The organism is Pedobacter sp. BAL39, assembly GCF_000170795.1.
GTDB lineage: Bacteria > Bacteroidota > Bacteroidia > Sphingobacteriales > Sphingobacteriaceae > Pedobacter.
This window is the reverse complement of record NZ_ABCM01000004.1, coordinates 223,304-242,165: the sequence shown is the minus strand read 5'-3', so window position 1 is coordinate 242,165 and position 18,862 is coordinate 223,304. Positions and strand designations below refer to the sequence as shown.

The window sequence follows — 18,862 nt, the reverse complement described above, 5'->3', positions numbered from 1 at the left end:
ATTAATGACTTTATGAGTATGCAAATATCGTTCATATGGTATTAAATTTGAATAATAAAGCAAAAGAATAGTTCCAAAAAAGTAAAATTACAAACTACAGGCTCTCAACGGCCGGTTAAAAAACAAATAAATACAAATGAAAAAAATAGGATTAATAGTGTTAGCTGCATTTATAGGGGGTGCGGCAGCAATTGGCGCTTATAAACTATTGGAGCGCAACAATGATAACTTATCATTGACCGAACGTCAGAACGTGCTTTTCGCAAGCAATCCATCAAAGATCTCTTCCACAGGGGCAGTAGATTTTGTCGATGCAGCAGCAGCGGTATCGCCGGCGGTGGTGCACATCAAAACTTCTTACGGCAGCAGCAGCGCTGAAGGCCGTGGTCGTGGCAGTTCTCCAATGGATATGTTCGAAGACTTTTTCGGTGGTGGCGGTGGCCGCATGCAGCGTGCACCAAGGGCAGCATCAGGATCTGGTGTGATCCTTACACCGGATGGTTACATCGTGACCAACAATCACGTGGTAGACAACGCGGATAAGATCGAGGTCATCCTTTCTGATCGCCGTAAGGTGGTTGCGAAAGTAATCGGTAAAGATCCGAATACAGATCTTGCATTGATCAAAGTTGAAGAAACTGGTCTTCCGATTGTGAAAATGGGTAACTCTGACAATGTACAGATCGGCGAGTGGGTATTGGCTGTAGGCTTCCCGCTGGACCTGCAGACTACCGTAACTGCTGGTATTGTAAGTGCAAAAGCGAGAAGCATTGGTATTCTTGCGAGAGAGCAGGGTAAACTGACCGAAGAAGAATATGATGAGTATCGTCGTACAGGTAAAGCGCCTGAGCGTACCAACAACAGTATTGAATCATTCATCCAGACCGATGCGGCCATCAACCCTGGAAACAGTGGTGGTGCCCTGGTAAATGCAAACGGCGAGCTGATCGGTATCAATGCTGCGATTGCTTCACAGACTGGTACCAATGAAGGTTATGGATTCGCGATTCCTGTGAACCTGGCTAAAAAGGTGTTGGAAGATTTCAGAAAATACGGTGCGGTGAAACGCGGTTACATTGGCGTTTCTTTCCGTCCTCTGGATGCTGACTATGCAGGTGAATTGAAAATCAATGACATCAGTGGGTTATATGTGAGTGATGTAATTCCTAACGGTGGCGGTGCTGCTGCGGGTATCCAGAAAGGTGACATCATCAAAAAAGTGGAGGGTGTAGAGATCTATGACTCCCCGGATTTACAGGAAAAAATCGGCCGCATGAGCCCTGGTGATAAAGTGAACCTGACCGTGTTGAGGGATGGTAAACTTAAAAACCTGAACGTTACTCTGAAAGGCGAAAGTAGTGTGAGCACTAAAACAGCATCTACTGGTGGTAAAGCTACTGGTGCTACTGTCGGTAAACTGGGCGCAACGTTTGCACCTGCATCTGCTGCGGTAAAAGCAAAATTTGGTGCTAAAAATGGTGTCGTAGTTACTGATATCGAACCAGGAAAGGTGTTTGATTCGATGGATATCCCTAAAGGATTGCTGGTCACTTCTGTGAATGGTAAACCGGTGAACAGTGCTAAAGACGTGGAAAGTGCATTGCCGACTTCCAAAAACGGTATGACTACCATTTCTGGTGTTGGACCGAATGGAAATTACACCTTCACTTTCTAAATAATTTCAATTTAATCAATAAGATCTTTTGGTCGCAAACGGGAAGCCCACAAAGGCTTCCCGTTTTTTATTTAATCGTATAAGAATAAGCTTTTGCGCGTGTCATGACTCTGTAAAATTTAGATTGTTTCTAAATAGCTTTTAACTGGCGTTTTTATGGAAACGATTACCTAAATCATTCATTTATTAAATACTTTTGCACATAATACAACTAAAAATACAATCGAATGGCTAGTTTCGGAAACGCTTTTTCCTCATCTATAGGGAAAAAATTAATAATGGGTATCACCGGCCTGTTTCTTATTTCATTTCTGCTGGTTCACTGTTTTATCAATTCTTTGATTTTCGTGAACGACGGAGGATTAACCTTTAATGTGGGGGCACATTTCATGGCTACCAACTGGCTCATCAGAGCGATGGAAGTGGTACTGATGGCAGGATTGCTCGCCCACATCATTCAGGGACTAAGACTGGTTTTTCAAAACCAGGCTGCACGTCCTGTAAAATATGCGGTCACCAACGGTGCCGCGAATAGCAAATGGTATTCCCGTTCTATGGGTCTTTTAGGTACCATCCTGCTGATCTTTCTTGTGGTACACTTATCTGATTTCTGGGTAGTTTCACGTTTTACAGGTATTCCTACACATGATACTGCAGGACATGAAGATCTTTATGCGGTAATGATCGTGAGGTTCCAGACGCCTTGGGTTGTGGCAATTTATGTGCTGGCAATGATTTCACTGGCCTACCACCTGTTGCATGGTTTTGCTTCGGCATTCCAGACTTTGGGATGGAACCACAAGAAATACACCCCAATCATTAAAGCTGCTGGAGTATGGTTCTCAATCATCATCTCTATTCTTTTTGCAGCGATGCCTGTTGCAATCTATACAGGTCTTATTAAATAATTTTTGAACGTATAAAGCTTATATAAAATGGCTGAATTTAATGCACATATTCCGGAAGGCGAATTAACGGAGAAATGGACCAAGCTGAGGTCTTCCATGCCATTAGTAAACCCGGCAAATAAAAGAAGCATCGAAATTATTGTAGTAGGCTCAGGACTTGCGGGTGCTTCGGCAGCAGCAACACTGGCCGAAATGGGCTATAAAGTTAAATGTTTTTGCTTTCAGGATTCACCACGCCGTGCGCACTCTATCGCAGCTCAGGGTGGTATCAATGCGGCAAAAAACTATCAGAATGATGGCGACAGTGTTTACCGTCTATTCTATGATACGATAAAAGGTGGTGATTACCGCGCACGTGAGGCGAACGTACACCGTTTGGCAGAAGTGAGCGCGAACATCATCGATCAGTGTGTGGCGCAAGGTGTGCCATTGGCAAGGGAATATGGTGGTCTGCTGGACAACCGTTCTTTTGGTGGTACACAGGTCCAAAGGACTTTCTACGCTGCCGGACAGACCGGTCAGCAGTTGCTATTGGGTGCTTACAGTGCTTTAGAGCGCCAGATAGGTATGGGTAAGGTAGAGATGTTTACCCGTCATGAGATGCTGGAAGTGGTGGTAATTGATGGTAAAGCACGTGGAATTATTGCACGTAACCTGATCACCGGTGAGCTGGAACGTCATTTTGGTCACGCCGTATTGCTGGGCAGTGGTGGTTACGGAAACGTGTTCTACCTGTCTACAAACGCAATGGGAAGTAACGTGACAGCAGCATGGAAAGCACACAAAAAAGGAGCTTTCTTCGGTAACCCATGTTACACACAAATTCACCCTACCTGTATCCCGGTATCGGGCGACCACCAGTCGAAGTTAACGCTGATGTCAGAGTCGCTGCGTAATGACGGAAGGATCTGGGTGCCTAAGAAAAAAGATGATAACCGTAAGGCGACAGACATCCCTGAGGATGAGAGAGATTATTACCTGGAGCGCAGGTATCCTGCTTTCGGTAACCTGGTACCACGTGACGTGGCCTCACGCGCTGCAAAAGAGCGTTGCGATGCAGGTTATGGTGTTGGTGCTTCGAAACTGGCAGTATACCTGGATTTCAAGGCGAATACCGAGCGTTATGGCCGTATTGAGGCAAATAAACACAACATCCACAATCCGGATTATGAAACCTGCATGCGCTTAGGCCGTGAGGTGATCAAGGAAAAATATGGTAACCTGTTTGACATGTACAAACAGATCACTGGTGAAGACCCTTATGAGTTGCCAATGCGTATTTATCCTGCGGTACACTATACCATGGGCGGTCTTTGGGTAGATTATAACCTGATGACCACTGTTCCTGGTTTGTACGCTTTGGGTGAGGCGAACTTCTCCGACCATGGTGCAAACCGCCTGGGTGCTTCTGCGCTGATGCAGGGGCTTGCTGATGGTTATTTTGTGATCCCTTATACTATCGGTGCTTACCTGAGCAAGGAGCTGGCTACAAAACCAATTCCGCTTGACCACCCGGCTTTCATCGAAGCAGAAGCCAGCGCACAGGCGATCATTGATAAGTTCTTTGCCATCAAGGGAACGAAGTCTGTGGATTATTTCCATAAGAAATTAGGAAAGATCATGTGGGAGAAATGTGGTATGGCAAGGAATGAGCAGGGACTGAAAGAAGGTATTGCCGAGATTCAGCAGCTGCGTAAAGAGTTCTGGTCTGATGTCCGTGTTCCTGGTGCAGCAGACGAGTTCAATCCTGAACTGGAGAAAGCAGGTCGTGTAGCCGATTTCATCGAGCTGGGTGAGCTGATGTGTATGGATGCACTGAACAGAAATGAGTCTTGTGGTGGTCACTTCCGTGAGGAGTATCAGACAGAAGAGGGTGAGGCGCTTCGTGATGATGAGAACTACGCTTATGTAGCAGCATGGGAGTACACAGGTGATGTGACTTTTGCACTGCACAAAGAAGAGCTGAAGTTTGAAAACATTAAGGTAGCACAAAGAAGTTATAAATAGAAAGTACTAAAATCTCAATATCATGAGTACAGGAAATATGAATTTAACGCTGAAGATCTGGCGTCAGAAGAATACCAAAACCAATGGTAAATTGGTGGATTATAAACTATCAGAGATCTCTCCTGACATGTCCTTCCTGGAAATGTTTGACGTCCTGAACGAGCAGCTGATCTCGAAAGGTGATGAGCCGGTTGTTTTTGACCACGATTGCAGGGAAGGGATCTGCGGTGCGTGTTCTATGTTCATCAACGGTCGCCCGCACGGTCCGAAGGAAGGGATTACGACCTGCCAGTTGCACATGCGTTCGTTCAAGGATGGCGATACCATCGTTGTGGAACCATGGAGAGCAAAGGCTTTCCCGGTAATTAAAGATTTAACGGTAGATAGGACTGCCTTTGACCGTGTTATTGCGGCAGGAGGCTTTATCTCAGTAAATACAGGGAATGCTCAGGATGCCAATAGCTTGCCGATTCCAAAGGTACAGGCGGATTCTGCTTTTGAGGCAGCAGCATGTATCGGATGTGGTGCTTGTGTGGCGACCTGTAAAAATGCTTCGGCGATGCTTTTCGTATCTGCGAAAATTTCACAGTTGGCACAATTGCCTCAGGGACAGCCAGAACGTTACCGCAGGGTACAAAGTATGGTGGCGCAGATGGACGCGGAAGGTTTCGGAAACTGTACCAATACCGGGGCCTGTGAAGCGGAATGCCCTAAAGGAATTTCTTTGGAAAACATTGCAAGGATGAACAGAGACTTTTTGAGTGCAAAATTTGTATCTGAAGAAGATATTTAATAGATTTATCTAACGAGACAAGGACATTAAGCACAAAACCCCGGCTATATTTAGCAGGGGTTTTGTGTTTAGAAAGGGTATGTATTGGGTTATTTCTGACCCGCCGGTTTGGCTTTGAATTCCACTTTCTTTTTGTCGTTGTCTGATTTCGCCTCTATCTTTCCAGATGCTTTGTGCGCTTTCGTGGTGATGAGAATAACGCCATTTCTACCGTCTGCACCGTAAATAGAAGTGGCGCTTGCATCTTTCAGGACATTGATGCTTTCTATATCTGCAGGTTTTAGGGCTTCCATGTCTGCTTTTTCTGCAGTCTTTCCATCAATGACATACATTGGTTGCTGTGTGCCTGATGTTCCTGATCTGAAAGTAATGGCCGGTTGATCGGAGCTGGTAACTACGATCCCGTCCTTTTTCTCAGTCGTGTTTTTGGCCTTGGAATCATCACTTAGCGTGAAGCTTATTGGAAGATTGTACTTTACACGCACCGCTTTGCCTTCGGCCGTTCCAGGTATCCATGCTGGTGATGCTTTCATCACACGTATCGCTTCCTGATCCAGCGACGGTTCTACTCCACGCTCTACCTTTACATCCTCAATCCTGCCGTCCTTTTCAACGACGAAAGATATAAATACTTTGCCCTGGATATTTTTGTCCTGGGCGTCCTTTGGATATTTTACGTTTTTACCCAGGAAGTCGTATAAGCCGTTCATTCCACCCTTAAAACCAGGTGCGGTTTCGATTCCGGCAAAATCATAAATTTTAGTATCGCTGACGTCAACATTGGTGTTGGTCTCTATTGTGGTGACAATGGGTGGGGCAAAACCCACAATGATGACTTTATTCAGCAACGTATAACCTTCAACGTTACTAAGCTGCTCATTGGACGCTGGTTTAGCGCCGCCGCTAAGCTGATAGTTCACTTGAATAGCATAATCCCCATTTGGAAGGACTTTGTATCCATTGTATGATTTTACTGCCCTGAGCACTTCTTCATCACATCCATAACCTAGTTGATCTACAATACCTGCATCTTTTACAGTTCCGCTGTTCACTGTAAATTTCACCTGAGTGGTGCCTTGGGTATTGTTTTTTTGCGCTTCTTGTGGATACCTGAGTTCTCTTTGTAGATACTTGTAAAATGGCTTCCAATCTGACTGCCCGTTACTAAGCGGATTTTCAATTGCAGACTGTACTGAAATCATTGGATTGTCCAATGGCAGTTCCTCAGATACGGCAAGAATCGTTTTGTTGTTGTGGATGCTGGCTGCAGATAGGGTCAGCGTAATGCCAAACAGGGGTAAAAGCATGCCATATTTCAGAATGGCGGCTTTTGCAGATCTTTCTTTGTGTAACATAAATATCCTCCTTTTTAATAAAGATTTGTTAAAAAATGTGTTGGTCAGTTTGTTTGGCTCGATGCCAAAAGCATTGCTGAGCAACAGTAATGCATAGGCTTCCTTGTTGCCCTGGAATTCAGCTGCAGCTTCATCAGCAAGGTATTCATGGATGTTTTTAATGGTCTTTTTGTAGAGGTAAATGACAGGGTTGAACCAGGTCAGGATTCCCACCACTTCGAAGAACAAGACATCCAGCGTGTGAAGCTGACGGACATGAATGTCCTCGTGTCGGTCAATGATTTCGGCTTCGGGCAGCTGCTGGTCTATCCTCTTGTAGTTGAAGAAGCTGAAGGCATTACCAACAGGAACTTTCTTCAACAACAAGCGCAAGGCAAGCAGTTGGTAGAGGAACTTCAGCACGAAGAAAGCCATGCCAGAGAGGTAGGCAATGACGACCAGGTTTCCCCAGCCAAATTGTGCCTGCTCATTCTGGATGCTCACTTGTGTCATGAGATCGCTCAGTTGTCCGGCACCTGCCAGCAGCGGCTCTGCAGCATGCTGGTTGAACCATTCAAACCTTAGAAATGGAATGGCAAAAGACAGAACTCCAGCAGACAGGAGGTAAATCCTGTTGAGTGTAAAGAAGGTTTCCTTCGCTAACAGCAGCTGATAAAAGCTATAAAAGATCACCAGGTAGATGTTTACCTGCAAAATGTAATGTGCCCAATTCATCTCGGTCTGTTTTTAATTTTGTTAATCATTTTTAAGATCTCATCTACGTCGCTGAGGTCAATCTTCTCTTCTTTCACAAAGAAGGAAAACATGCTTTCCACAGAGTTCCCGAAATAGTTTCCGAGCAGTTTTTCTGTAGCATGGCGTTTGTAATCTTCTCTGCCGATCAGCGGAAAGTACTGGTGTGATTTTCCAAAAGCCTCATGAGCAATAAAACCCTTTGTCTCCAGAATCCTGATGATGGTGGATACGGTGTTGTATGCTGGTTTTGGCTCTGGCAGGAAATCCATCACATCTTTCACGAACCCTTTTTCTATTTGCCAAAGGATCTGCATGATCTGTTCTTCTGCTTTTGTTAAGTCTTTTATCTCCATTTCTTATTGTTATTGATTTTTTGGAATTCCTATGTTGTTGCGCAACGAACTCAGGTATAGTGGCCCCTATAACTAAGTTCTTAGTATAAACGTAAAACTAATATTTTAGTTTTCAAAATATATTACATTTATTTTTTACGGCAAGTGGATTTGTCTGCCTGTTTTTCAGTGGGTTATCGGGATGTAAATCGTCCTTAAGCAGTTCTTAAACGCAGAAACCCCCGGTATCCGGAGGTTTCTTAGCAGGGAAAAATAATTTTATTGGGTATTATTTTATTTTGGATCGCTGAGTGGCTTTCTTGGCAATTTGTCCTTGCGTTCGGAAGTATGGTAGACAAATGAGGCAACGATGGTTGCTGCACGCTGCAGGTCTTCCGGCACAAGGCGGTCATAAGTATCCTGATTGCTATGGTGTGTACGTGTATTGTAGTCCATAGGATCCTGTATGAACTGGAAGCCCGGGATACCAAGAGCATCAAAAGCAAGGTGATCAGTACCGCCGGTGTTATTGATGGTGACTGTTTTTGCGCCGATATCGTGGAAGGGGCTCAGCCATTCCTGAAAGATTGGTCTTACAGCGGCATTGCCCTGCAGATAGATCCCTCTGATGGCACCCGTTCCGTTATCGAGGTTGTAATAGGCACTGAGCTTTTCCTGTTCCTTAGTGAAAGACATTGTTTTTGCATCCCCGAAATGTTTGGCAACATAACCTTTGGAGCCAAAGAGACCTTGTTCTTCTGAACTCCATAGGGCAATTCTGATGGTTCTTTTTGGCTTGAAGTCGATGGCCTTGAGGATCCTCATTGCTTCCATCATGACTGCGGAGCCGGCGGCATTGTCGGTCGCACCCGTTGCGGAATGCCAGGAATCATAATGACCGCCGATCATAACTACTTCTTCTTTTAATTTTCTATCGGTTCCTGGGATCTCGGCAATGACGTTATATCCTTTTGGGTCCTGATCATAAAAGGAGGTCCGGATGTCTGCTTCTATTTCCACTTTTTTTCCTGCGCGAAGGAGCCTGAGGATGTGAAGATAATCTTCGGATGAGACCTCCAGTTCCGGATTGACAGGAGCGGCATCCAGTGCATAAGAAGCACCATTGCTGGTAAACAGGGTACCATAGCTGCCCCTGGCATAAGTGAGGATGAGGCCGGTTTGCTCTTCCTGTAGCAATCTGGCCATTGCTGCCCGCACTTCTCTCATCTTCATCATCTGTGCGGCCATGTTATTCGGGGATCCTGGTCGGCGCTGTGCACCTGTTTCTGCATTGCCCATGGCATTCAGAACCGAATCGGTATGTCTGACAGCATCCGGTTTATAGGTGTTTTCAAGAGGCTGTAAGGTCATCTGATCGAACATGACGATCTTCCCTGCCAGTTTCCCTTTATATTTATCGAGGTCGGTTACGGTATCTGCCTTGATGAGGATGACTTCTGATTTTATAGGCCCTTTTGTTCCGGGCGTCCATGCTTTGGGTGAAGCAATGATGGGATGGTAATAGGGAAGTGTGGTGGCTGCATAGTATTTAGCGACCTGCCATCCTTTGCCGAAATCTCCCCAGGCTTCAAGATGTACATTTTTTAATCCCCATTTGGTGAATTGCGATACTGCCCAGTCCTGCGCACGTTTAAGTCCGGGGGAGTTGGAGAGCCTTGGCCCTGCCACATCGGTGATTTCAAAGGCGATGTCCATAACTTTTGAATTTTCAAGCCCCTCTTTACGGATCTTCTGCACTGCAGATGCATCTATTTTCTCCTGTGCAGATACGGTGAGGCATAGACTCAGGGCCAGTGTGGTGATGGTGAGTTTCTTCATGATCTAAAACGATTTGCTATCGAGGGATTAAAGTAACCATAATCTTTAAAAAATGGAACTGTTTGTTGCTTTGTAGTTGCAATAGGTGGTGCTCGCGCGTATTGTTTCGAGAAATTTGAGCGACAGTTGTTCAGCGTGATAAATAAATATAAATTTGGATACTGTATTTTATCGACAGGACTAAATTAGATGTCTCAAATAAAAGGTCATATGAAACGCTACTTTTGTTTATTGTTGTCATTGCTATTGTTGTCTGGATGCGAGCGTGAGGTTACAATAGATGATCATTTTTTTCTATCAACTTTTGATACCAATGATTTATCATTGATGTATTTGAATGAGAAAAACCAAATGTTTTTCGTCATTAGAGCGGATATCGTCGCTTATCTGAAATGCGGAAATCATATCTACATAGTACAGCACCCATTAGATGGTAATGGAAAACCTGATGACCACTCGCCCGAATATTTTATTCTTGATGCTAACATAGACTACTCGAATGACAAACTTAAACCATATTCGATAAGTGAAAGCCGATTTAAAGAAACGCTTGAAAAGGAATGTAATGGAGAATCCTTAAAGGGCCTTTAGAATGATCTATATATAGTAAAGACAATTAAATAATTGATCGGCAAAATATGGGAGTAATACTTGAGTTTTTTGCAGTTGTACTCGGCCAGTATTTGTTGGACGGGATAGGTGGTTTTGTAAGAAGATTGTTTCGCCTTGGAAAACCGCGTAAATCACGAAGGAGGGATGTTGATTTAATAGATATTGAAGCAGTCTATAACAGACTAGTAGGTATTCTTGTAATTTTTATAGCCATCTTATTGGCTGCATTGCTTTTTTCGATCTTTAAAGCCTGATAGCTATGAGGCTGGAAGTGTCGCAAAATACTGTTTATATTTAGTAATCCATGCCCGGCTACACATCACGTAACACTGTTGACATGGAACAGTGTTTTTTATTTAAAGAATATTGAGGTGATTTTTGCAATACCTGTAGTCTTTGTATTCCCTTTTAAGGCAACTTCATCACTTGGTGTATTTACAGTGCTTGCTGCAAGGCTAAGCATCATCATGACGAAAACCGGAACCAGGAGCAGTAGAAATGGCGATACGTTTGATAACTTTTTCATAATTGTTTTGTTTTGATGAAACAAATAGAATCATAAAAAAAACGCTGCTAAAATCTTTTAGACCAAGCTTCCAATATCATAGATAAACGCCACTTTCGAATGGCTTTGTAATTGATTGGTATTTTTGACCAGTTCGTAGAAAAAAAATGCCCGTTCGTCGAAAGGATATAGCCTCAGCAGCCTGAAAACCCTATTTTAGACGTATTGAATTAGGCGCATAAATGCATGAAGAGTAAAGGACCTTTTATAGTACACGTGGTATTCTGGTTTATCATCGCACTGATTGTCGTAATGGCGGTATTGTACACAGAAAACAAGCTCCCAATACGTGCACTGGGAATTACTTATGGAGTCGCGGGGGTCATCAACATCTCCATCTTCTATATCAACTACACTTTGCTGATCCCAATGCTGGTAAAGGAGCAGAAGCGATATGGGTTATATATCGCCTCCATCGTTCTGCTGATCATGGCTATGGCAACGTTGAAGACCGTTGTTGCTACCCTAAGCCCAGATACCATCCTGAAATATATTGATGAGCAGGGCAGGATCAATTACCAACCGATTACACATTATGCACTTGCTTCCATATTTACCTCTGGGTTTTTCGTTGTAGTCAGCTCCCTGCTGAAGTTTGCGATCGACTGGTTTGGAAATGAACGGGTACAGCGCAATCTGGAAACTGAAAAACGGGAGATGGAGTTGCAGTTCCTGAAGTCTCAGCTCAACCCACATTTTCTATTTAATTCACTCAACAATATTTACTCTCTTGCTTATCAGAAATCCGATAAAACTGCAGATGCAGTATTGAAACTTTCGGAGATCATGCGTTATATGATTTATGAGAGCAATGACAGTTGGGTGGCACTCAGCAAAGAAGTAGAATATGTACAGAGTTTCATCGAGCTGCAGAAGCTCCGCTTTAAGGATGGCGCAGCGGTGGAGTTCACCATGAACGGCGAGATTGATGGTCAGCATATTGTACCGCTGATCCTAATTTCATTTGTGGAGAATGCTTTTAAACATGGTGTTGCGAATGATCCTGAGAATCCGATCAAGATCAATATCATTGCCAACCAGAAAATTCTGCACTTCAGTGTTACGAATAAAAAGAATAATTTTAATAAGGATGAAATGGGAGGTGTGGGCCTGCATAACGTTGAGCGACGTCTTCAGCTGTTATATCCTGATAGATATAAATTAAATATCGTAAATTCGGCTACCCATTACACCAGTGAATTAATGCTAGATATATGACAAAGTTAAAATGTATTGCGGTTGATGATGAGCCTTTAGCGCTGGATATTATAGAGGATTATGTCTCCAAAGTGCCTTTTCTCGAATTGGTGAAACGAACGGAGAATGCCATTGAAGCATTGCAGATGGTGCAGGCCGGAGGGATTGACCTGGTATTTCTGGACATTCAGATGCCGGAACTTACAGGTATCCAGTTTTTGAAGATCGCCAACAACAAAGCGAGTTATATCCTGACTACTGCCTACTCACAGTATGCGCTGGAAAGCTACGATCTTAATGTTTCTGATTACCTATTGAAACCTATTGCCTTCGACCGCTTCTATAAAGCAGTAGAGAAGGTACATAATCAGCAGCAAAAGACCGCCGAACCAGTGGCCGTTGCAACGCAAGTTCCTGCGACACCGGTAGCACAATCTGCTGCACCTGCAAATACAATACAAGACTTCATCTTTGTGAAGACAGAGCATAAGATTCAGAAAATCCAGCTGGATGACATCCTATACATTGAAGGATTAAAGGATTATATTTCTATCTATACAAAAACAGAGCGTGTGATTACGCTTCAGAATATGAAAAAGATGGATGAGACACTGCCCGATGGTCAGTTCATCAGGGTGCATAAGTCTTATATCATTGCTTTAGATAAGATCGAAAGCATCGAACGCAGCAGGATCAGCATCTGCGGTAAGGTCATCCCAATCGGAGATACTTACAGGGATGAATTCTTCAAGCATATTGACAATAAAAATATCTAATAAGCCATTGGCCTAGAGATAATAATAGCCCGGATAAGCCGGGCTATTATTGTTTTACTCAATTTCTTTCTTGCTGACCGGTGCAAGCATGCTTCCAAACATTAACAATACCTGGTTGACGCTAGACAGGTTCAGATTCTCCTTACCCTGTTCGATTTTACGGATTACCGTAAGGGCAACGCCAACTTTATCTGAAAACTCTTGCTGAGTTAATCCAGTAAGTTTTCTTCTCTCTTTTACGAATGAAGCTAATCCTTTCATAGTATATGCATTTACATCTAATATGGGAATATATCGACATATTATATGCAAATAGATATATTTTAAATTCAAATACCATCACATCATTAAACCACATCAGTAATCAGGACGATCTGAAGGAATCGTTGACAAATATCATCCTAAGAAATAACCACTATAAGTACCTATATAGATACATTCGTAGTATGAGTCAAACGAACGCAGTTATTATACCTGACGAAGTAGTCATGAGTAAGATTTATATGATCCGGAACCATAAGGTGATGCTGGACAGGGATTTGGCTGAATTGTATGGTGTGGAGACGAAGGTATTAAAACAGGCAGTACGACGTAACATAACCCGTTTTCCGGAGGACTTTATGTTTGAAATGACTAAAGATGAACTGGAGAATTGGAGGTCACAGTTTGTGACCTCCAAAGAAGACCGCCAAGGATTACGCTATATGCCTTTTTGTTTCACAGAACAGGGAGTGACGATGTTATCTTGTGTATTGAGTAGTGAACGTGCTATTCATGTCAATATTCAAATCATTCGTATCTATACCCGCATCCGTGAACTCGTACTGCTGCATAAAGACGTATTATTGCTGGTGGAGCAGGTAGAAAAAAAGCTCCTCAAGCAGGATCAGAAAATAGAGATATTGTTCACTTATCTGAGTAAATTCATTGAAAAAGAAGAACAGCCAAGAGCAGAAATCGGGTTTAAGCGAAAAGGGAAATAGTTAATGATTTCGTGGGAAATTTATCATGCAGCTAACTGAGAAGGAAGTAGAAGACATGGTATCGCAAAATGCAATACCATCAAAACAGGCACTTGGAGGAGCTTTACTATGTATTAATTAAAGAAGAAGGAAGAAAAGGATGTGGTTACTGTCCTATTGCTTTTTTAATCACATTTTCAAGTTCAAGGGTAATCTCTTCTGGCTTTTTGTCTGTGATGTCCAGTGGAGGGAGCACAGTCCATTTCAGTTTCTCGGCTGCACTTAACGGGTAGGAACCATAACGGACAATCTTCCAGGAGTTCTCAATGGCCACCGGCACTACCAATGCGTTGGGAACGACTTTCAGTAATGTTGCAATGCCACCCACCTGGAAAGGTTTCAGTTGTCCGTCTTTTGAGCGGGTACCTTCAGCGAAGATCAATGTCGACCAGTTTTTCTCTTTCATTCTGCGTCCCAGCTTGATAATTTCACCTACCGCCTGTTTGCTGTCCTTGCGGTTGATGTTGGCACCGCCACCATACTTCAGGTTAAAGGAGATCGAGGGAATACCTTTCGTAAGCTCAATTTTGGAAATGAACTTGACATGGTGTTTTCTGAGGAACCAGATCAGTGCAGGAATGTCATACATGCTCTGGTGGTTGGCTACAAAGATCTTTGGCTGGTCCACTGGAATGTCCTGCTCGTTCCGGAAGGTGGTACTGGATCCCAGGAATACCTGGCAGTAGGTCAGGAAAAAGTTGAGGATGTCCACAGACACTTTATGTGCCTGATATCCGAAAAAGCGGTAGCAGACCCATTGTATCGGCTGGAAGATGATGAGGGTCAGGAAAAAGAAAAAATAGAATACGGGCGTTAACAGATACCCTAGAAACTTATTCATTGTGATGTGGAGATTAAAAATGACCTTCTTTTAAAAGGATGTGCGTTTTGAGGATTGCCGCTACGCTCATGCTGTCGGTGATCTCACCGCTGAGAACCATTTCATAAGCCTCCTGAAAAGGCAGCTTCTTGATTTGCAGATCTTCCGTTTCCTCGGGGCTGGATTCTCCCTGGGTTAGATTTCTGGCGATGTAGAGGATGGCCAGCTCATTGCTGACAGAGTTGGAGAGGTGGATGCGCTGGATTTCCATCCATTCCGTAGCGATGAGCCCTGTTTCTTCCTTTAACTCGCGCATCGCGCTGTCAAGGGGCTCTTCATCAAGCGGGCCTCCGCCTTCAGGAATTTCCCAGCTGTATGCTTTGAGAGGAAAGCGGTACTGACCGACAAGCCATGTGTTCAGGTCTTTATCCAGAGGCAACACACCGATCGCATAGTTCTTAAAATGAACTTCACCATAGATGCCTTTGCCTCCGGAGGGATTAATGACCTGATGTTCTGTGAGCCCAATCCAATTGTTCTCATATACTTTATGACTTTCTATTGTGATCCAGGGGTTCCTATCTTCCATGGTCGCAATATACTAATTTCTCATTTCAGCATTAAAAAGATTCTTCATTGCTGCGCATCTCCTGCTGCTCAGGTTTTTTTGCTTTTTTGGCATTGAAGGTTGTCTTTCCGAAGCGGTAAGAGTAGGTCAGGCTGCCCATTGTACCTTGCATGTAACGTTTGAAATCTACGATTGAGCTTTCTGTCTCTGTGGTCATGCTCCAGCGTTTGGTGTTGAAGATGTCCCTGATGTTGAAACTCAATGAAGATTTTTTGTCCTTGAAGTCGTATTTGGCACCTGCATCAATGCCATACATCGCATTTCTTGTTCCCTGGGCCATCACCTGTTTTGCACGGTAATCGCCTTTGATCTGCAGGGTAATGTTGTAAGGAAGAACAAAATTATTGGTCAGGTTGGCATTCCAGGTGAAACCAGAGTTGTCGACGATACCAAATTCAGGAACACCGTTGATGTCTGTCTGGTACAAGTTGGCATTTGCTGTAAAGTTCCATGCTTTGGAAACATCTACGCGACCGATGAGCTCCAGACCGCTGGACAGTTCCTTGGTTAGATTTCGAGGTGTGCTGGTGGTGATCCCGTTCTCATCAGGCTCCGTCCTTACCCTTTGGATGACGTCGTTTGTCTGACGAACATAGGCAGTCGAAATGAAGGTGATCTTTTTCCAGAATTTACTGTAGCTCAACTCGAACGCGTGCACATCCTCAGGTCTCAGATTCGGGTTACCCTGACGGTAGTTGAGTGGATCGGAAACATCCAGAAAGGGATTGGTGTCCCATGGACGTGGGCGGTTTACCCTTCTGCTGTAGCTCAGCTGCACCTGCTGTTCTGATTTCAGCTTTTGCGTCAGATAGATACTTGGGTATAAACGTGTGTAGTCTACTTTTCCAGGCGTATAGCTCAGGCTGCTGGAGTTTTGGTACATACCGAGACGCGTATCGAGGGTAGCATCTTCAGCCCTTAACCCTACCTGATAACCGAAGTTTTTAATCTGGTTCTGGTAGTTGGCATATAGAGCATGCACCTGGTCCTTGCTGTCGAAGTTATTGGTGAGTGAGAAATCTACTTCGTAGTCGCCCGTCAGGTGATTGAAATTGTCGGCAAAAATATTGTTGTCTGCGTACCTGATCTGGCTCCGGTATCCGGCTTCAAACTTTCCGGCATCACCGATCGGCATGGTATAGTCTGCCTGGATGTTATAGTTCCTGTTGGTACCCTTTCCATCGTTCCTGCTCAGCGTAGGCAGCAGGGTAACATCCATACCATTCTGGTTAAAAATATCTGTATTGTAGGTTTGATAATTGTCATTCGTTCCATCAGAAAAACTTCCGTTGAAGGTGATTTCCTGTTTTGGGTTGGCAAATTTATGGCTGTAGTCCAGGTTGAGGTCGTAACTGCCACCGGAACCCAGGTTGGTGTTGGTTCTTCTGCTGAGCTCTAACGGGTTATAGCCGGCCCCCAACTGATTGATATTGATAAAATCCGTTTTGTCGTTGTCGCGGATGTTGAACCCACCGGAAAAACTGATGACATCCTTGTCCGTTAAGGTATAATCAATACCCGCTTTTACATTGTGGCCCTTGTCGTTGGACCTGGAATCTGTATTCTGATCGGCGAAGGCTGTTGCGAAACTGGGATTCAGATAGGTGATGTTGTTGTAACCGCCACCGATGCGGTTTCCATAACGGTAGCTGTAATTTCCGTAAAGGTTTACCTTGCTGTTCTGAAAGCTGAGGCTGGTATTGGCGTTGTAGTTATCACGGTTACCTGCTGTAAGTGCCACGTTTCCGTTCAGGCCTAGTTTTTTATTCTTTTTCAGGACGATATTGATGATCCCCGATTGGCCTTCGGCATCATATTTTGCAGAAGGATTGGTGATGAGCTCGACACTTTCGATGCTGCTGGCGGGGATAGATTGAAGGATTTGGGCTACGTTACCTCCGGCGATCAGCGAAGGCTTACCGTCGATGAGCACCCTAACGCCGCTGGAGCCACGAAGGCTCACATTTCCGTCAATGTCGGCCTGTACTGAAGGAACATTCTGGAGCAGGTCGGATGCGGAACCTCCTTCGCTGACCAGACTTTGGTCTACGGAGAATACTTTTTTATCGACACCCATCGTCATGGTACTTTTCTGGGCGGTGATGGCCACCTCATTCAGGACGGTACCTTTGGCAGTTTTCATTTTGATGGTGCCCAGGTTGATCTCCCTGATGATGTCGGAAAGCGACACCGAATCCCTCACCATGGTCTGGTAGCCTACATAGCTGATTTTGAAGGTAAATGCTCCGTTGGGAAGGCCTGTCATCAGCAAATTTCCGTTGATATCTGTTTGTGCGCCTTTGACGACGGCTTTGGTTTTTCTATTGAGGATTACCGCGGTAGCAAAGGGAACAGTCTCATTCGTCTGCGCATCAATTACTTTGGCGACGATTTTCCCATGTCCGGTAGCTTCCTGGGCATTAAGTTTTACAGTTGTAGTACAAATGGCAAGCGCTAAAAATAGAACTTTGTATTGCATATTCTTCATCAATGATTTCTGGCTTTGTGTGTGTTTTATTATAAGAGGGACAAAGAAACGGCGGTGAAGTTTAAAATAAGAGGAGTAACTATTTTATTACAGCTTATAAACCATGGAATACAGTAAAATTTTTGTTAGCGAAGGTATGACTTACACGTCTTACCGTAATCTCATCAGCCAATTCTTGTCGGAAGGAAAAACCACCGGACCTGACCATAGTGAGTTCATGCTTCATTACTCGAAGATGAATGTGCAAAGGATGAACAGGGTGGATAAAACTGTGCAACTGCAGCCCTCGCTGCTGGATGCGTTGAAAGCCCTGAAGGGTAAGTACAGTATGTTGGTCATTTCTGAAGGCTGGTGTGGTGATGCGGCACAGATTGTACCCTTGTTTGATAAGATGGCGAATGCTGCCCCGGATCACCTGTCGCTCAGGTTTGTGCTGCGGGATCAGCAGCTACCATTGATCGATGCGCACCTGACCAATGGCGGTCGTGCGATTCCGGTACTTCTGATCCTGGATGAAGAAGGACAGTTGTTATTGAAATGGGGGCCACGTCCTCAGGTGCTGCAAACACTATTGGTAGAATGGAAAAAAGAAAATGCGGAGATGACTGTAGTTTCTGAAAAACTCCACAGCTGGTATGCAAAAGATAAGTCCGTGTCTACGCAGGAGGAACTTGCGGCGGTCATCAACCAGCTAAAATAATGCAGCGGTATCGATGTGATTGCGACATCAATAGGATAAGTAAGGATCAGTGTTAATTCCTGATCAATGCCATTAAATATTAAAGGGGAGGGTTAATCGACAGAAACGGTTAGCCCTTCTTGTTGTAAGATCTTACGGTAGACTTCCATCTCCGTGAATGAACCTTCCAGCACGGCACATTTACCCTTGTTGTGCACCTCCCAGGCAATTTTTTCTGCCTGACTCTCGGAGTAATCCAGGTATTTCATCATGCAGTGAATGACATGGTCAAAAGTATTTACATCATCGTTCCAAAGGATCAAACGGTGAATCGTCTTTAACGAGGTCAGGATTTCTTCTAATGTAAATGTTTCTTCTTTTGTTTCTGTGGACATTTTACAAAAATAAGCTAATTTCAAAATAATGTTGTA

18 protein-coding genes are annotated in these 18,862 nt (G+C 44.1%); 9 read left to right on the top strand and 9 right to left on the bottom strand.

Features of this window, described 5'->3' with window-relative positions; genetic code table 11:
• Positions 1–136 precede the first annotated feature (136 nt).
• The 4 genes from PBAL39_RS07445 (at position 137) to PBAL39_RS07430 (ending at position 5,383) form a co-directional block, all read left to right on the top strand.
• Entirely contained in the window at positions 137–1,675 is a 1,539-nt protein-coding gene (locus tag PBAL39_RS07445) for a trypsin-like peptidase domain-containing protein (protein WP_008239955.1), read from the top strand.
• A 227-nt stretch (positions 1,676–1,902) separates the two neighbouring features.
• Positions 1,903–2,583, top strand: a complete 681-nt coding sequence (locus PBAL39_RS07440; RefSeq protein ID WP_039866228.1) for a succinate dehydrogenase cytochrome b subunit — start codon at positions 1,903–1,905, stop codon at positions 2,581–2,583.
• Between the two features lie 27 nt (positions 2,584–2,610).
• Positions 2,611–4,590, top strand: a complete 1,980-nt coding sequence (locus PBAL39_RS07435; RefSeq protein WP_008239953.1) for a fumarate reductase/succinate dehydrogenase flavoprotein subunit — start codon at positions 2,611–2,613, stop codon at positions 4,588–4,590.
• Between the two features lie 22 nt (positions 4,591–4,612).
• Positions 4,613–5,383 carry a succinate dehydrogenase/fumarate reductase iron-sulfur subunit gene (locus PBAL39_RS07430; RefSeq protein WP_008239952.1) on the top strand — a complete coding sequence of 257 codons (771 nt, stop codon included), beginning with the start codon at positions 4,613–4,615 and terminating at the stop codon, positions 5,381–5,383.
• 89 nt (positions 5,384–5,472) lie between these two features.
• Here the strand turns inward: PBAL39_RS07430 and PBAL39_RS07425 are convergent, their stop codons facing one another.
• From PBAL39_RS07425 to PBAL39_RS07415, 3 genes are all read right to left on the bottom strand, one after another.
• On the bottom strand, positions 5,473–7,452 hold the full coding sequence (locus PBAL39_RS07425; protein ID WP_008239951.1) for a TonB family protein: 1,980 nt from the start codon (positions 7,450–7,452) through the stop codon (positions 5,473–5,475).
• Positions 7,449–7,826 (bottom strand): BlaI/MecI/CopY family transcriptional regulator, encoded by a 378-nt coding sequence (locus PBAL39_RS07420; protein WP_008239950.1) that lies wholly within the window; start codon positions 7,824–7,826, stop codon positions 7,449–7,451. The genes PBAL39_RS07425 and PBAL39_RS07420 overlap by 4 nt, the downstream gene beginning before the upstream one ends.
• Before the next feature lie 273 nt (positions 7,827–8,099).
• Positions 8,100–9,644, bottom strand: a complete 1,545-nt coding sequence (locus tag PBAL39_RS07415; protein ID WP_008239949.1) for a M20/M25/M40 family metallo-hydrolase — start codon at positions 9,642–9,644, stop codon at positions 8,100–8,102.
• Between the two features lie 210 nt (positions 9,645–9,854).
• Between PBAL39_RS07415 and PBAL39_RS07410 the strand changes: the two genes are divergently transcribed.
• Positions 9,855–10,235: a lipoprotein gene (locus tag PBAL39_RS07410; RefSeq protein ID WP_157273938.1), complete on the top strand. Its 381-nt coding sequence runs from the start codon at positions 9,855–9,857 to the stop codon at positions 10,233–10,235.
• Positions 10,236–10,608: 373 nt separating this feature from the next.
• On the opposite strand, the gene PBAL39_RS25280 is transcribed toward PBAL39_RS07410, so the two are convergent.
• A complete protein-coding gene (locus tag PBAL39_RS25280; protein ID WP_157273937.1) occupies positions 10,609–10,782 on the bottom strand; it encodes a hypothetical protein in 174 nt (57 codons plus the stop codon).
• A 225-nt stretch (positions 10,783–11,007) separates the two neighbouring features.
• On the opposite strand from PBAL39_RS25280, the gene PBAL39_RS07395 reads away from it, so the two are divergent.
• Positions 11,008–12,039 carry a sensor histidine kinase gene (locus PBAL39_RS07395; protein ID WP_008239945.1) on the top strand — a complete coding sequence of 344 codons (1,032 nt, stop codon included), beginning with the start codon at positions 11,008–11,010 and terminating at the stop codon, positions 12,037–12,039.
• Entirely contained in the window at positions 12,036–12,794 is a 759-nt protein-coding gene (locus tag PBAL39_RS07390; RefSeq protein WP_008239944.1) for a LytTR family DNA-binding domain-containing protein, read from the top strand. The genes PBAL39_RS07395 and PBAL39_RS07390 overlap by 4 nt, the downstream gene beginning before the upstream one ends.
• A gap of 54 nt (positions 12,795–12,848) precedes the next feature.
• On the opposite strand, the gene PBAL39_RS07385 is transcribed toward PBAL39_RS07390, so the two are convergent.
• Positions 12,849–13,055 carry a helix-turn-helix domain-containing protein gene (locus PBAL39_RS07385; protein ID WP_008239943.1) on the bottom strand — a complete coding sequence of 69 codons (207 nt, stop codon included), beginning with the start codon at positions 13,053–13,055 and terminating at the stop codon, positions 12,849–12,851.
• A gap of 227 nt (positions 13,056–13,282) precedes the next feature.
• On the opposite strand from PBAL39_RS07385, the gene PBAL39_RS07380 reads away from it, so the two are divergent.
• Positions 13,283–13,777: an ORF6N domain-containing protein gene (locus PBAL39_RS07380; RefSeq protein WP_008239942.1), complete on the top strand. Its 495-nt coding sequence runs from the start codon at positions 13,283–13,285 to the stop codon at positions 13,775–13,777.
• Between the two features lie 145 nt (positions 13,778–13,922).
• On the opposite strand, the gene PBAL39_RS07375 is transcribed toward PBAL39_RS07380, so the two are convergent.
• Genes PBAL39_RS07375 through PBAL39_RS07365 form a run of 3 tightly spaced genes read right to left on the bottom strand, consistent with a single transcriptional unit; the run spans position 13,923 to position 17,743 of the window.
• Positions 13,923–14,657, bottom strand: coding sequence for a 1-acyl-sn-glycerol-3-phosphate acyltransferase (locus PBAL39_RS07375; protein WP_008239940.1), 735 nt, complete (start codon positions 14,655–14,657; stop codon positions 13,923–13,925).
• 13 nt (positions 14,658–14,670) lie between these two features.
• Positions 14,671–15,225 carry an NUDIX hydrolase gene (locus PBAL39_RS07370; RefSeq protein WP_008239938.1) on the bottom strand — a complete coding sequence of 185 codons (555 nt, stop codon included), beginning with the start codon at positions 15,223–15,225 and terminating at the stop codon, positions 14,671–14,673.
• Positions 15,226–15,256: 31 nt separating this feature from the next.
• Positions 15,257–17,743, bottom strand: a complete 2,487-nt coding sequence (locus PBAL39_RS07365; protein ID WP_232282907.1) for an outer membrane beta-barrel family protein — start codon at positions 17,741–17,743, stop codon at positions 15,257–15,259.
• A 112-nt stretch (positions 17,744–17,855) separates the two neighbouring features.
• Here PBAL39_RS07365 and PBAL39_RS07360 point away from each other — a divergent pair, with 112 nt between their 5' ends.
• Entirely contained in the window at positions 17,856–18,452 is a 597-nt protein-coding gene (locus PBAL39_RS07360; RefSeq protein WP_008239918.1) for a thioredoxin family protein, read from the top strand.
• A gap of 92 nt (positions 18,453–18,544) precedes the next feature.
• Here PBAL39_RS07360 and PBAL39_RS07355 read toward each other — a convergent pair whose 3' ends face one another.
• Positions 18,545–18,826 carry an ATP-dependent Clp protease adaptor ClpS gene (locus tag PBAL39_RS07355; protein WP_039866272.1) on the bottom strand — a complete coding sequence of 94 codons (282 nt, stop codon included), beginning with the start codon at positions 18,824–18,826 and terminating at the stop codon, positions 18,545–18,547.
• Between the last annotated feature and the right edge of the window lie 36 nt (positions 18,827–18,862).

Bases quoted from the DNA above. Each gene is read 5' to 3' on its own strand.
- PBAL39_RS07360 (WP_008239918.1), top strand. From the start codon at position 17,856: ATGGAATACAGTAAAATTTTTGTTAGCGAAGGTATGACTTACACGTCT.
- PBAL39_RS07415 (WP_008239949.1), bottom strand. From the start codon at position 9,644: ATGAAGAAACTCACCATCACCACACTGGCCCTGAGTCTATGCCTCACC.
- PBAL39_RS07445 (WP_008239955.1), top strand. From the start codon at position 137: ATGAAAAAAATAGGATTAATAGTGTTAGCTGCATTTATAGGGGGTGCG.
- PBAL39_RS07435 (WP_008239953.1), top strand. From the start codon at position 2,611: ATGGCTGAATTTAATGCACATATTCCGGAAGGCGAATTAACGGAGAAA.
- PBAL39_RS07430 (WP_008239952.1), top strand. From the start codon at position 4,613: ATGAGTACAGGAAATATGAATTTAACGCTGAAGATCTGGCGTCAGAAG.
- PBAL39_RS07425 (WP_008239951.1), bottom strand. From the start codon at position 7,452: ATGAATTGGGCACATTACATTTTGCAGGTAAACATCTACCTGGTGATC.
- PBAL39_RS07395 (WP_008239945.1), top strand. From the start codon at position 11,008: ATGAAGAGTAAAGGACCTTTTATAGTACACGTGGTATTCTGGTTTATC.
- PBAL39_RS07410 (WP_157273938.1), top strand. From the start codon at position 9,855: ATGAAACGCTACTTTTGTTTATTGTTGTCATTGCTATTGTTGTCTGGA.
- PBAL39_RS25280 (WP_157273937.1), bottom strand. From the start codon at position 10,782: ATGAAAAAGTTATCAAACGTATCGCCATTTCTACTGCTCCTGGTTCCG.
- PBAL39_RS07380 (WP_008239942.1), top strand. From the start codon at position 13,283: ATGAGTAAGATTTATATGATCCGGAACCATAAGGTGATGCTGGACAGG.
- PBAL39_RS07375 (WP_008239940.1), bottom strand. From the start codon at position 14,657: ATGAATAAGTTTCTAGGGTATCTGTTAACGCCCGTATTCTATTTTTTC.
- PBAL39_RS07355 (WP_039866272.1), bottom strand. From the start codon at position 18,826: ATGTCCACAGAAACAAAAGAAGAAACATTTACATTAGAAGAAATCCTG.
- PBAL39_RS07440 (WP_039866228.1), top strand. From the start codon at position 1,903: ATGGCTAGTTTCGGAAACGCTTTTTCCTCATCTATAGGGAAAAAATTA.
- PBAL39_RS07370 (WP_008239938.1), bottom strand. From the start codon at position 15,225: ATGGAAGATAGGAACCCCTGGATCACAATAGAAAGTCATAAAGTATAT.
- PBAL39_RS07420 (WP_008239950.1), bottom strand. From the start codon at position 7,826: ATGGAGATAAAAGACTTAACAAAAGCAGAAGAACAGATCATGCAGATC.
- PBAL39_RS07385 (WP_008239943.1), bottom strand. From the start codon at position 13,055: ATGAAAGGATTAGCTTCATTCGTAAAAGAGAGAAGAAAACTTACTGGA.
- PBAL39_RS07365 (WP_232282907.1), bottom strand. From the start codon at position 17,743: ATGCAATACAAAGTTCTATTTTTAGCGCTTGCCATTTGTACTACAACT.
- PBAL39_RS07390 (WP_008239944.1), top strand. From the start codon at position 12,036: ATGACAAAGTTAAAATGTATTGCGGTTGATGATGAGCCTTTAGCGCTG.